The sequence below is a fragment of the Pseudomonas sp. CFBP 13727 genome (assembly GCF_014841915.1).
GTDB lineage: Bacteria > Pseudomonadota > Gammaproteobacteria > Pseudomonadales > Pseudomonadaceae > Aquipseudomonas > Aquipseudomonas baltica.
In genome coordinates this window covers 545,705-557,938 of sequence record NZ_JACYUT010000003.1, presented here as the reverse complement: position 1 = coordinate 557,938, position 12,234 = coordinate 545,705, and the positions used below count along the sequence as shown (strand labels likewise).

Sequence of the window (12,234 nt, the reverse complement as noted above, 5' to 3'; positions counted from 1 at the left end):
CCACACCCTGCCTGGCACCCACATGGCGAGACCTGACCCCGGGATCCCCCCCACTCATGGCCAACGCAGCGCGCGACAGCTGAAGCTGCTCACGGGCGGCAGCGAGCCCGACCCACGTTTCACGTTGGCCAACGAACGCACGTTTCTGGCCTGGATTCGTACAGCCCTGGCCTTGATGGCTGGCGGCATCGCTGTCGAAGCATTCACTGCGGACGTGTTCGCACCCGAGTTTCGCAAGAGCCTGGCGGTCATCCTGCTGCTGCTGGGCATGCTGCTCAGTGCCAGTGCGAGCCTGCGCTGGCTGAACGTGGAGCGGGCGATGCGTCACAAGCAGCCCTTGCCCATTCCGTTGCTGGTGCCGCTGCTGTCCATCGGCGGTGCGTTGGTCACGGCAGCGCTGATAGCCTTCGTCGTATTGCGATGAGCCTGCTGCAAGCGGGACATCAGGACGAAGGCCTGCAGCCTGAACGGACGTTGCTGGCGTGGGGACGGACCCTGTTGGCGATGTTGGTGGCGAGTCTGTTCTTTCTGCGCTGGATGCCCTTCCACGGGCGCTTCGCCGGTGGCCTGATCGCATTCACTTTGCTGGGAGCGCTGCTGATCTGGCTGAGCCAACGGCGCCGATACCGCTGCAGGGTGGAAGGGATCAGCCGCGCGTGCTTCCCGGCCGACGTGACGGGCGTGCTTGGCCTGGGCAGCATGGTCACGGTGATCGGCGGCGCGGCGATCTGGATCACCTTGATGACCTGAAGCGTCAGGCGTATTCGTTGCGCTCGGCCTTGAGCAATGCCCACGCCAGCCCGGCGACCCACACCAGTGAAGCGAAGTAGTTGACCCGCTGGAACAGGCCGAAGCCACGGCCAACGTCCATCGCTGCTGCCATCCACGGCAGGCAGCCCAGCGCAAACAGGCTACAGATCAGGGACAACCAGACCAAGCCCTTGCGGCCCTCGCGGCGTGCCACGACAATCCACAGCGCACTGGCGAGCAACAGGCTTGCCGACATGATCACGCTGGCGATGGTATGCAGGTTCTGCTGTGTCGAGGGGTATTGCAGGGAACAGCCGGCGTCGCAGGTGAAATACCCAGCGGCCAGGCTCGCCACACCGTGCACGATGATCAGCGAGGCGCTCAGCCGCGCAAGGCGCAGATGAGCATGGCCCGCGTACAGGCCAATACCGAACGCTATCGACAACAGGCCCAGCGGGTAATGACCGAGCCAGGCCCAGAGGGCGTGGGTGGGTGCATCGATGGCGCCCAACAGACCCATCGCCTGATCGATGTGGCTGTACCCAGCGTACAAGCTGCCGGTCACGATGAGGCTGGCGGCCAGCCATAGCGGGCTGATCAGGCCAGCCAGATAGAGTAATTTGCGAATCGGCTGCTGCACAGCGCATCTCCGTCATAAAAAGAGGCCCGGACCTTACTACAGCGCCAGTGCGGTCACGAAGCAATTTCTCCCGCCATTGGGCAAACCTGGCGCTTTGGCAATAACAGGACACATTTACGTGGAATTCATCGAACTACCGACCTGTGCGCGACCGCTGCTGGACAAGTTCTACAAGTCGCAGAACAGTCGGATGCGCAGCGTGGGCAACGCCCGCTGGTGGGTAGCACGGAGCGACGGAATCGTTGCAGGTTCGAACTTCGTGTCGGTGGCCGGGGGGCACTGGTTAACCGGCCTGCACGTGGCTGTCGATCAGCGCAACAAGGGCTTGGGCCGACGCTTGCTCAGCACCGCCCAGACCACGCTGGGCGGGCCGGTATGGTTGTTTTGCGAACCGCCGTTGCGTGGTTTCTACCTCAGCCTCGGCTTCGAGGATGCAACCACTCTGCCTGCCGAGCTGACCCAGCGCCTGCAGCGCTACCGAGCCAGCAAGAACTTGCTGGCCCTGGTGCGTCCGACTGCCGCTTGATCTGCATAGCCTCGGCTCAAGGCTGCGGGCGCGCTGCAACCGATGACGGCGTGGCAGGACTTGCACGCAGGTCCTTCTCGCCCGTGGGCACGGTCCCGGTCTGGTCCACAGCGGGGGTGGTATCTTCAGGGTCTTTGGCACCCTTGTCCTTGCCCTCGGCCGACATGTGCTCGATCACCGCATTCATCTCGGCACCGAGCAACAGCACCGCAGAAGAGATGTAGAAATACAACAGCAACACGATGATCGCGCCAATGCTGCCGTACATGGCGTTGTAGTCGGCGAACGTCTTCACGTAGTAGGCAAAGCCCAGCGATGCGACGATCCACACCACCACGGCGAGCATCGAGCCAGGCGTGATGAAGCGGAATTCCTGCTTCACGTCAGGCATGACGTAGTAGATCACCGCAACGGCGATCATCAGCAGGATGACGATCAGTGGCCAGCGCAGGATGGTCCACAGCGTGACGATGAAATCTTCCATGCCGATCTGCCCGGCCAGCCACTGCATGACCTGGGGACCGGTGACCATCAAGGCCGCTACGCACAACAGCATCCCGGCAAGGCCGATGGTGTACAGAATCGACAGGGGAATGCGCTTCCAGGCCGGACGTTCTTCGACTACATCATAGGCAGCGTTCATTGCGCTCATGGTCAGTCGCACGCCTGCCGAGGCAGTCCACAGCGCAACCACGATACCGATGGAGAGCAAACCACCTTTGGACTGCTGCAACTGGTCGATCACCGGATTGACTTGTTCCAACGCCTGTGGCGGCAGCACCAACTCGGATTGCAGACGCATCCACGAGAAGAAGTCCGGCAGATGCAGGAAGCCGATCAAGGCAATCAGGAAAAGCAGAAAAGGGAATAGCGAGAACAACATCTGGTAGGCCAATGCCGAAGCATAAGTAGGCATTTCGTCGTCGACGAATTCCTTGACCGTGCGAACCATGACCTTCATGAAAGGCAGGTTGTTCATGTGGGGAAATAGCATAGCGTCTCCTTGCGCCACTCGACTTTCGAATACCCTGCCTGAGTGGATGCGCAGCCCAACTGAGTCAGGCAGCCGCGGCAGGCTTGTAGCGGCACGCTTTCTACCGTAAAGCTGCAGGAAAAACGACAATCAGAGTATGTACGTCCGTGTCCGCCCAATAGCACAACGGCCATCGTTTGATGACCGTTGGCGAACTTCACTCAGGCAGGAAACACGCTGCCTCAGTGTTTATTTACAGCGTCTTTCACAGTGTTCTTGACTTCGCCTTCTACTTGCTGGGCTTCGCCTTTCTTCTCTTGCACTGCACCTTCAACCTGCAGTTTGTCGCTACCGGTGACTTTGCCCACGCCTTGCTTGAGGTTGCCGACTGCTTCGTTGGCTACGCCTTTGATCTTGTCTGAAGTGCCGCTCATGGTATGTCTCCTGGTCATGTAGGAATGTCTTGTCTCGACACAGGAATTGACCGGCACCGGCCATCCAGAGTTTCAAATTATTTTGCGTGGCAAAAGACGCCGTGGTCGTGCGGCAGGCACATGGGTTTTGCCCGCGCTTTATGTTCGGCCGATTTGCCCGCAGAATGCCGGTCGGATTCGGCCAGTGCGCCGAAGCGTCATACCTGTAGGAATTTTCATGAAACTCGACAAACCCCAAGCCATCGCCCGTCGCAACAAGGAACTGGGTGGCGCGGTGCTCGGCGTCAACAACTGCCATTTCACCGTGCTGGACGCCAAACGCAACATCTGGTGGTTCGACATCCCTGTGGCACGCCTGCAGATCGGCCAGTACGAATGGATTCACCTGCTGCTGCATACTCCTTCCAGTGATCAGCTACTGCACCTGAAAGTGACCACGGCGTTTTTACGTGAACACATGGAAGGGCTGGTGGTGCGCAACGCCGGCAAACGCAAGTCGACGGTCAGCCTCGAGCTGAGCGCCGACAAGGATTCGTTCCTCAAGGATGTGCGCCCCACCGGCAGCGGCGTCGGCTTCGCGCCGTTCCTGCAGGCCTGAAAGCGGCCTGCGTGACGGGCTTCAGACCAGTTCGATACGGTCGGCGTGGATGACGATCTGGCCGTCCTTGTACAGGGCGCCGATGGCCTTCTTGAAGTTGCCCTTGCTGACACCAAACAGGTCGCTGATCACCTGCGGATCGCTCTTGTCGCTGACCGCCAGGGTGCCCTGGTTGGCGCGCAGCTTGTCGAGGATCTGGGCGTTGAGGCTACTGGTCAGTTGCGCGCCGATGGGCTGCAGGCTCAGGGCAATCTTGCCGTCGCCGCGCAGCTCCTTGATGTAGCCCTTCTCCTGCTTGCCGGAGCGCAGGAACTTGAACACTTCGTTCTTGTGGATCAAGCCCCAATGGGCGTTGTTGATGATGGCCTTGAAGCCCATGTCGGTTTCTTCGACCACCAGCAGATCGACTTCCTGGCCTACCTGATAGGCCGGCGGCAGCTTGTCGAGGTAGCGATCCAGGCGGGCGGTGGCCGTAATGCGGCGCGTACGCTTGTCCAGGTACACGTGTACCACGCAGTACTCGCCCGCTTTCATCTGGCGTTTTTCTTCGGAGAACGGCAGCAGCAGGTCCTTGGGCAGCCCCCAGTCGAGGAAGACGCCAATGCTGTTGATCTCGACGACCTTGAGGCTGGCGAACTCACCCACCTGAACCTTGGGCTTTTCAGTGGTGGCCAGCAGTTTGTCTTCGCTGTCCAGATACACGAAGACGTTCAGCCAGTCTTCGTCTTCGCTGGGAATATCCTTGGGAATGTAGCGATTGGGCAAGAGGATCTCGCCGTCTGCGCCGCCGTCCAGATACAGCCCGAAGTCCGTATGTTTTACCACTTGCAATGCGTTGTAGCGCCCGACTAAAGCCATTTCGAATTTTCCTCGTCACCTGGCTCGGCATTCTACCCGAGAACCCTTCGGTTCGCTGCGCAAGGCGCCTTGCGCGACAGGTATTGGTACGCCTGAACCTTGCTGGGCAAAACCTTGATCACAGGGGATCCCACTGCCACCGCTGGTCCATATAGCCCAGCCGAGAGGGGATAAATCATGTACAATGCCTGGCCATATTAATTTTTGACAGGTTAATGGCAGCCATGCGCGTTAAAGCATCCAACAGCAAAGTCAAACCCGCTCCAGCCGTAGAAACCAGCGAGTCGATCAACGAACAGATTGCTGCGTTTCTCAAGTCCGGTGGCGAGATCCAGCAGATTGCCAAGGGCGTGAGCGGCCAGACCTTCACCCCGTCCAAGCACATCAGCCTGGGCAAGAAGTAAGTTTGCGGCCCGGCCGTGGCGCCGGGCAAAACTTCAGCGTCATGTAACTCCTCGCATCACCCTCATCCCCCCTGAATCGACGAATGGCAGCGTGACGCCGCCCATGAGCGGTATGCTTGCACCCTTCTAGATCGGGCCGTCCAGGCTTACTGGAGGTAGGTATGCTCAGACCCAGCTGGTTATTGATAGCCGGACTCGTGGTCCCCCCTTCCCTATGCGCCCAGGTCATTCAACGTGACATCGGCGATTTCAACCTCAAGCTCGGCACTACACCGTCGCGCAGCATGGCCGTGGGCCTGGTGCAGCCAAGCGCCGGCAGTTCCTTCCATGGCGGGCTGGACCTGACCCACGACAGCGGTCTGTATTTCGGCCAATGGTCGCCCAACATGGGCCTCACCTCCTCCAGCAATCTGGAGGTGGATTCCTATATGGGCTACAAGCATCCGTTCGATAATTCGCTGGGCTATGAAGTGGGCGTGATCCAGTACAGCTACCCCGAGCTGGATGCCCCTTCGACGCATGCGTTCTACGCCGGCCTGCGCGTGCTGGATCGGCGCTTCGGCGCCGCGTTCAACAATACCCCCGACGGCCAGAACAGCACGCTGTTCGCCGACCTGGGCGGCCTGCCCCTGTTGGATGTGGGCTTTACCATGAAGGTCAGCAACCATCAGCTCACCACCCCGTTCACCATTGGCGAGGGGCAGGAAGTGCGCGCATTCAACGACTGGTCGCTGCAGATGTCACGGCCGATCGGCAGCTTCGATCTGGATTTCATCTACAGTGGCTCGGACCTGAGTGGCGCCAATTGCGCTGCCTATTCAGGCCAGAATGGCCAGTGTGACAGCATGTTCATGCTCAAGGCCCAACACGCGTTTTTCTGAACCGCACGCACCGGCATGGCTCTATAACCACAACAACGCCATCGCACGGACCGCTGCCATGAATCCTCTGTTTCGTCGCTTGTCGCATTGTGTGCTGCTCATGGGCCTGTGCCTGGTGTTCAGTGGCTGCACGCGAGTGGACCTGGCCTATCGCAATCTGGACGTGATCATTCCCTGGTCGATGAACGACTACCTGGACATGAATCGCGAACAGAAGAACTGGTTCGACGAACGCCTCAAGGAGCATCTGCGCTGGCACTGCACCACGCAACTGGCCGACAACCTTCAGTGGCTGGACAAGGTCCAGCGCATGGTCGCCGAGCAGCAAGTGACTGCGCCGGCGCTGCGCGAACGCACCGCCGAGGCCAAACAGGCGATCTTGGCCATTGCGGTGCAGGTTACGCCCTCGGCGGTCGAGTTGCTGCAGGGCCTGGACGACAATCAGGTGCGCGCCCTGCAGCAGGCGCTCAACGAGGATCTGGTCAAGCGCCGCAAAGAATACGTGGAGCCGCCACTGCAGGCGCAGATCGACGAACGCGCCAAGCGCATGAGCAAGCGTCTGACACCTTGGTTCGGCAAGCTTACCGATACGCAGCAGCAGCGCGTGCAGGCCTGGTCGCAGAGCCTGGGCGAACAGAATCGTGAATGGATCGACAACCGCGAGCACTGGCAAGCGCAGTTCATGGCCGCCTTGCAGCAGCGCCAGTCGGCGGAATTCCCGGCGCGGATCGCGCAATTGCTGCAACAGCGCGAAGCGGTGTGGACCCCGCAATACCGGCTGGCCTATGCCCGTACCGAGCAGGCAGCCATCGACCTGATGAGCGGCCTTGCAGCCGACAGTACGCCTGAACAACGCGAGCGTATCGAGCGCAAGCTGGGTGAACTACGCGAAGACTTCGCCAACCTCAAGTGCCTGAAGAACGGCTGATCCGGTGCTTCAGGCCCAGCCTTCCAGACGCAGCGTGGCACGTACCAGACGCTGCTCTTCCCCTTCGATTTCCCGCAGGTTGGCGCAGATGCTCTCGATATGCGCCACGGCTGCCTTGCGTGCCTGTTCGGGCTGGCGGTTGATCACTGCGGTGTAAAGCCTGGCGTGTTGCTTGTCGATCTGTTGTTTCTGCGGCTGGCGGTGGTACAGGTTGTTCACGCAGGCAAACACCGAATTGAGCAGCAGGTCGGTCAACGAGCGCAGCGTCTGTACCAGCACCGGATTGTGCGAGGCATCGCAGATGGCCAGGTGAAAAGCGTGGTCCAGGTGCGCATGCCGGGTGGCGTCCAGCGGCTGGTCATGGGCCGCCAGCAGCGCCTGGTAGCTGCGCTCGATCAACACAAAATCAGCCTGGGTACCGCGCAGTGCGGCCAGCCGTGCCGACTCGCCTTCGAGCAGCGAACGCACTTCGAACAGGTCATAGAGCGTACGCGGCTGGGAACTGAACAGGTGCATCAGGGGCGTGGCATCGTTGGCAGGCGACAGCGACGCGACGAACGAACCGCGGCCCTGCTCGGTGGCGATGATGCCACGGGCGCGCAACAGCTTGAGGCCCTCGCGCAGCGCGTTGCGCGACACACCGAGCTTTTCCACCAGACGCCGTTCCGACGGCAGTGGTTGTCCGGTCTTGAGAATGCCATCGACGATGAGCCGCTCGATGCGCTCGCACACTACATCGGCGACTTGAGGTTTGTTGTGCATGCCATGCCTGCTGGTAGGACCATCGGCCGAGACTGTCGTCAAACGTTCGACGACCCTCCAAAAATAAGCCAGTAGACGCTTCGATAGAAGCCCCCCGACCAAAAGAACTGGTCCTACCAGTGGTTCAGCCCGTAGACAGGCCTGGTGTTTGCGACCACTGTTGAGCGCATAAGAACGACAAGCCGGTGGCCTGCGCCCATGAACATTCTCTACGACGAACGCATCGACGGCGTCCTGCCCAAGGTCGACAAGGCCGCGCTGGTGCAGGCACTGCACTCCCGCATCCCCGACCTTACCGTACTGCATCGCACCGAAGACCTGCGCCCTTACGAGTGCGACGGGCTCAGTGCCTATCGCACCGTACCGCTGCTGGTGGTGTTGCCCGAGCGTATCGAGCAAATTGAGGCTCTGCTCAGGTTGTGCCACGCGCAAAAGGTGCCCGTCGTCGCACGTGGAGCAGGTACCGGACTGTCGGGGGGCGCCCTGCCGCTCGAACAGGGCGTGCTGCTGGTGATGGCGCGCTTCAAGCAGATTCTCGAGATCGACCCCGCTGGGCGCTGGGCGCGCGTGCAGCCTGGCGTGCGCAACCTGGCGATCTCGCAGGCGGCGGCGCCCTTCGGCCTGTACTACGCCCCCGACCCTTCGTCACAGATCGCGTGCTCGATTGGCGGCAACGTCGCGGAAAACGCTGGTGGCGTGCACTGCCTCAAGTACGGTTTGACCGTGCACAACCTGCTCAAGGTGCAGATGCTGACCATCGAGGGTGAACGCCTGACCCTGGGCAGCGATGCCCTCGACTCGCCCGGTTTCGATCTGCTGGCGCTGTTCACCGGGTCCGAAGGCATGCTGGGCATCATCACCGAGGTGACCGTCAAGCTGCTGCCCAAGCCGCAGGTGGCCAAGGTGCTGCTGGCCAGCTTCGATTCGGTGGAAAAGGCCGGCGCCGCCGTGGCCGACATCATTGCCGCAGGGATCATTCCCGGCGGCCTGGAAATGATGGACAACCTGGCCATTCGCGCCGCCGAAGACTTCATCCATGCCGGCTACCCGGTGGACGCCGAAGCGATCCTGCTGTGCGAGCTCGATGGCGTGGAAGCCGATGTGCACGACGATTGCCAGCGCGTCTATCAGGTGCTGACGGAGGCCGGCGCGACCGAGGTCCGCCAGGCCCGCGACGAGGCCGAACGCCTGCGTTTCTGGGCGGGGCGCAAGAATGCTTTCCCCGCCGTCGGCCGACTCTCGCCCGACTACTACTGCATGGACGGCACCATTCCGCGTCGCGCCCTGCCGGGCGTGCTCAAGGGCATCGCCGAGCTTTCCGAACAATACAGCCTGCGCGTGGCCAACGTGTTTCATGCCGGGGACGGCAACATGCACCCGCTGATTCTGTTCGATGCCAACCAGGCCGGTGAGCTCGAACGTGCCGAAGCGCTCGGCGGGCAGATCCTGGAGCTGTGCGTGGCGGTGGGCGGCAGCATCACCGGCGAACACGGTGTGGGGCGGGAGAAGATCAATCAGATGTGCGCCCAGTTCAACAGTGACGAGCTGACGCTGTTCCATGCGGTAAAAGCCGCGTTCGACCCCGATCGGCTGCTCAATCCCGGCAAGAACATTCCGACCCTGCAGCGCTGTGCCGAATTCGGCGGCATGCATATCCACCATGGGCAACTGCCATTCCCTGATCTGGAGCGCTTCTGATGACCGGCAGCGATTTGGACGCCAGCGGGCAACTGCTGGATCAGGTTCGGCAGGCGCTGGCCGACGACCGCCCCTTGTGCATCCAGGGCGGCAACAGCAAGGCCTTCCTGGGCTGCATCGGTGCCGGCGAGCACCTCGATACGCGCGCGCACTGCGGCATCGTCAGCTACGACCCTACGGAGCTGGTGATCACCGCACGGGCCGGCACGCCCTTGCAGGCGCTGCGCGCCGCCGTTGAGCAGGCCGGGCAGATGTTGCCTTTCGAGCCACCGGCCTATGGCGAGCAGGCCACCCTGGGCGGCACGGTTGCGGCCGGACTGTCGGGGCCACGTCGTCCCTGGGCCGGTTCCGCCCGCGATTATGTACTGGGCACGCGGGTCATCACCGGGTTGGGCAAGCACCTGCGCTTCGGCGGCGAGGTGATGAAGAACGTCGCCGGCTACGACCTGTCCCGGTTGCTGACCGGCAGTTTCGGCACGCTGGGCGTGCTGACCGAGGTGTCGCTCAAGGTACTGCCCAAGCCGCGTGCCTGTTTCAGCATCAAGCTGGCCTGCGACGCCGAGCGCGCCTTGCTCAAGCTCGCCGAATGGGGCCAGCAGCCGATGCCGATCAGTGCCGCATGCCACAGCGATGAGGTGCTCTATCTGCGCCTGGAGGGCGGCGAAGGCTCGGTGGCTGCGGCCCACGAGCGCATCGGCGGCGAGCCCATCGACTCGGCGTTCTGGGATGAGCTGAACGAGCATCGGCTGCCCTTCTTCGCGCAGCCCGAAGCGCTCTGGCGATTGTCGCTGCCCAACAACACGGCTGCCTTGCAGCTACCGGGCGAACAACTGATCGACTGGGGCGGTGCCCAGCGCTGGCTGAAATCCAACGCCAGCGCCGCGTCGATTCGCCAGGTGGTCGAGGCAGTCGGCGGGCATGCCACCTGCTACACCACAGGCGTCACCCCCGAGCCGTTTCAACCCTTGCCCGAGCTGCTACTGCGCTACCACCGACAGCTCAAGACGCAGTTGGACCCACAGGGCATCTTCAACCCCGGCCGCCTCTACGCGCAGCTGTGAACCAGGAGCCGTGAACCCATGCAGACCCAATTGAGTGATCAGGCCCGCCTGCTGCCGCGTGCCGAGGAAGCCGAGCGCATTCTGCGCAGCTGCGTGCACTGCGGCTTCTGCAATGCCACCTGCCCTACCTATCAACTGCTGGGCGACGAACTGGACGGCCCGCGCGGGCGCATCTATTTGATCAAGCAGGTGCTCGAAGGCCACGAGGTGACGGCGCACACGCAGCAGCACCTCGATCGCTGCCTGAGCTGCCGCAACTGCGAGACCACCTGCCCTTCGGGGGTGGACTACCACAACTTGCTGGACATTGGCCGTGCAGTGGTGGATCAGGCGGTGCCGCGGCCGGTCGAGCAACGCTGGCTGCGCGGCGGTCTGCGCGCGCTGGCCCCGCACCCGACCGCTTTCAAGGCGCTGATCCAGCTCGGCCAGACCTTTCGTCCACTGCTGCCGCAACGCCTCAAGGACAAGCTGCCGCGTCAGGTGCATGCTGCCGTGCCGCGGCCTGCCACGCGGCACGCGCGCAGGGTGCTGATGCTCGAAGGCTGTGTGCAGCCCGGGCTGTCGCCCAACACCAATGCCGCCGCCGCGCGAGTGCTGGACCGCCTGGGCATCAGCGTCACGGCGGTTCGCCAGGCCGCTTGCTGCGGCGCGGTGGATTACCATCTGGACGACCAGGCCCGTGGCCTGCAGCGCGCCCGACACAACATCGACGCCTGGTGGCCTGCTATCGAAGCAGGCGCCGAAGCCATCGTGCAGACCGCCAGTGGCTGTGGTGCTTTCATCAAGGATTATGGCCACCTGCTGGAACAGGATCCGGCCTACGCAGCGAAGGCCCAGACGGTCAGCCGCCTGGCCAAGGACCTGGTCGAAGTGTTGCGCGACGAGCCGGTGGAGCAACTGGCCGTTCATACCGACCTGCGCCTGGCCTTTCACTGCCCGTGTACATTGCAACATGCGCAGAAGCTGGGTGGCGTGACCGAACACCTGCTGCGTCGGCTGGGCTTTCATTTGACCGACGTACCGGACGGCCACCTGTGCTGCGGGTCCGCGGGTACCTACTCGGTGACTCAGCCGGTGTTGTCGCGGCAGTTGCGCGACAATCGCCTCAATGCCCTGGAAAGCGGCGCACCCCAGGTGATCGCCACTGCCAACATCGGTTGCCAGAACCATCTGGACGGGGCCGCGCGCACCCCGGTACGGCACTGGATCGAACTGGTCGAACAGGCCATGGCCGACTGACCCCATATTTTTGAATGCACTGAACTTTGAACCTCTCGACAATAGAACTGGAGAAGCCCATGCAAAGCAAAGCGATTCTTGGCCACGAAGACGTCACCCGCATCCTCGCCGCAGCACGCGCCGAAGCGCAGAAGAACAACTGGGCAGTGGGCATTGCCGTGGTCGACGACGGTGGCCATCTGCTGGCGTTCGAGCGCCTGGACGGCGCCGCTGCCAGCACGGCCTACATCGCGCCGGGCAAGGCGCGCACCTCGGCCCTGGGGCGCAAGGAATCGGTAGTGTTCGAAGAGATGGTCAACAACGGACGTACCGCGTTCCTGTCGGGTAACCTCATGACCTGCCTGGAAGGTGCCGTGCCACTGATCCACGAAGGCCAGGTCATCGGCGCGGTCGGCGTGTCCGGGGTCAAGCCCGGTGAGGATGCGCAGGTCGCCAAGGCCGGCGCCGCTGCCCTGGTCTGAATTCCCGCCCCCGTATTCGAG

16 protein-coding genes are annotated in these 12,234 nt (G+C 62.3%); 11 read left to right on the top strand and 5 right to left on the bottom strand.

Translation table 11 applies throughout. From position 1 onward, the window contains the following. Positions 1-22 precede the first annotated feature (22 nt). Positions 23-424, top strand: a complete 402-nt coding sequence (locus tag IFT76_RS13270) for a YidH family protein (protein WP_122474951.1) — start codon at positions 23-25, stop codon at positions 422-424. After that, positions 421-750: a DUF202 domain-containing protein gene (locus IFT76_RS13265; protein ID WP_192058727.1), complete on the top strand. Its 330-nt coding sequence runs from the start codon at positions 421-423 to the stop codon at positions 748-750. The genes IFT76_RS13270 and IFT76_RS13265 overlap by 4 nt, the downstream gene beginning before the upstream one ends. 4 nt (positions 751-754) lie before the next feature. Here IFT76_RS13265 and IFT76_RS13260 read toward each other — a convergent pair whose 3' ends face one another. Next, complete coding sequence (locus IFT76_RS13260; protein ID WP_122474955.1) at positions 755-1,390, bottom strand: DUF998 domain-containing protein; 636 nt, start codon at positions 1,388-1,390, stop codon at positions 755-757. Between the two features lie 118 nt (positions 1,391-1,508). Between IFT76_RS13260 and IFT76_RS13255 the strand changes: the two genes are divergently transcribed. Continuing rightward, a complete protein-coding gene (locus IFT76_RS13255; RefSeq protein ID WP_342214352.1) occupies positions 1,509-1,916 on the top strand; it encodes a GNAT family N-acetyltransferase in 408 nt (135 codons plus the stop codon). Between the two features lie 16 nt (positions 1,917-1,932). Here the strand turns inward: IFT76_RS13255 and IFT76_RS13250 are convergent, their stop codons facing one another. After that, positions 1,933-2,910 carry a YihY/virulence factor BrkB family protein gene (locus tag IFT76_RS13250; protein WP_185795101.1) on the bottom strand — a complete coding sequence of 326 codons (978 nt, stop codon included), beginning with the start codon at positions 2,908-2,910 and terminating at the stop codon, positions 1,933-1,935. Positions 2,911-3,131: 221 nt separating this feature from the next. After that, positions 3,132-3,323 carry a CsbD family protein gene (locus IFT76_RS13245; RefSeq protein WP_192058726.1) on the bottom strand — a complete coding sequence of 64 codons (192 nt, stop codon included), beginning with the start codon at positions 3,321-3,323 and terminating at the stop codon, positions 3,132-3,134. 217 nt (positions 3,324-3,540) lie between these two features. Between IFT76_RS13245 and IFT76_RS13240 the strand changes: the two genes are divergently transcribed. Beyond that, positions 3,541-3,921 carry a hypothetical protein gene (locus tag IFT76_RS13240; protein ID WP_122474961.1) on the top strand — a complete coding sequence of 127 codons (381 nt, stop codon included), beginning with the start codon at positions 3,541-3,543 and terminating at the stop codon, positions 3,919-3,921. 21 nt (positions 3,922-3,942) lie between these two features. Here the strand turns inward: IFT76_RS13240 and IFT76_RS13235 are convergent, their stop codons facing one another. Continuing rightward, entirely contained in the window at positions 3,943-4,779 is an 837-nt protein-coding gene (locus IFT76_RS13235) for a CvfB family protein (protein ID WP_192058724.1), read from the bottom strand. Positions 4,780-4,994: 215 nt separating this feature from the next. Between IFT76_RS13235 and IFT76_RS13230 the strand changes: the two genes are divergently transcribed. From IFT76_RS13230 to IFT76_RS13220, 3 genes are all read left to right on the top strand, one after another. Continuing rightward, a complete protein-coding gene (locus tag IFT76_RS13230; RefSeq protein WP_177327984.1) occupies positions 4,995-5,183 on the top strand; it encodes a hypothetical protein in 189 nt (62 codons plus the stop codon). Between the two features lie 161 nt (positions 5,184-5,344). Then, positions 5,345-6,064 carry a TorF family putative porin gene (locus IFT76_RS13225; protein ID WP_122474965.1) on the top strand — a complete coding sequence of 240 codons (720 nt, stop codon included), beginning with the start codon at positions 5,345-5,347 and terminating at the stop codon, positions 6,062-6,064. A gap of 67 nt (positions 6,065-6,131) precedes the next feature. Continuing rightward, positions 6,132-6,992 carry a DUF6279 family lipoprotein gene (locus IFT76_RS13220; RefSeq protein WP_192058777.1) on the top strand — a complete coding sequence of 287 codons (861 nt, stop codon included), beginning with the start codon at positions 6,132-6,134 and terminating at the stop codon, positions 6,990-6,992. A 9-nt stretch (positions 6,993-7,001) separates the two neighbouring features. Here IFT76_RS13220 and glcC read toward each other — a convergent pair whose 3' ends face one another. Continuing rightward, complete coding sequence (gene glcC / locus IFT76_RS13215; protein ID WP_122474967.1) at positions 7,002-7,754, bottom strand: transcriptional regulator GlcC; 753 nt, start codon at positions 7,752-7,754, stop codon at positions 7,002-7,004. A gap of 198 nt (positions 7,755-7,952) precedes the next feature. Between glcC and glcD the strand changes: the two genes are divergently transcribed. The 4 genes from glcD to IFT76_RS13195 are packed head-to-tail and all read left to right on the top strand — an operon-like array spanning position 7,953 to position 12,213. Beyond that, positions 7,953-9,452, top strand: coding sequence for a glycolate oxidase subunit GlcD (glcD, locus tag IFT76_RS13210; RefSeq protein ID WP_192058722.1), 1,500 nt, complete (start codon positions 7,953-7,955; stop codon positions 9,450-9,452). Beyond that, a complete protein-coding gene (gene glcE, locus IFT76_RS13205; RefSeq protein ID WP_192058720.1) occupies positions 9,452-10,513 on the top strand; it encodes a glycolate oxidase subunit GlcE in 1,062 nt (353 codons plus the stop codon). Before glcD ends, glcE begins: the two co-directional genes overlap by 1 nt. A gap of 18 nt (positions 10,514-10,531) precedes the next feature. Next, positions 10,532-11,752 carry a glycolate oxidase subunit GlcF gene (glcF, locus tag IFT76_RS13200; RefSeq protein WP_122474972.1) on the top strand — a complete coding sequence of 407 codons (1,221 nt, stop codon included), beginning with the start codon at positions 10,532-10,534 and terminating at the stop codon, positions 11,750-11,752. A gap of 59 nt (positions 11,753-11,811) precedes the next feature. Then, the gene (locus IFT76_RS13195; RefSeq protein WP_122714292.1) at positions 11,812-12,213 is read left to right on the top strand and encodes a heme-binding protein; all 402 of its coding nucleotides are present in this window, start codon (positions 11,812-11,814) and stop codon (positions 12,211-12,213) included. Positions 12,214-12,234: the final 21 nt, after the last annotated feature.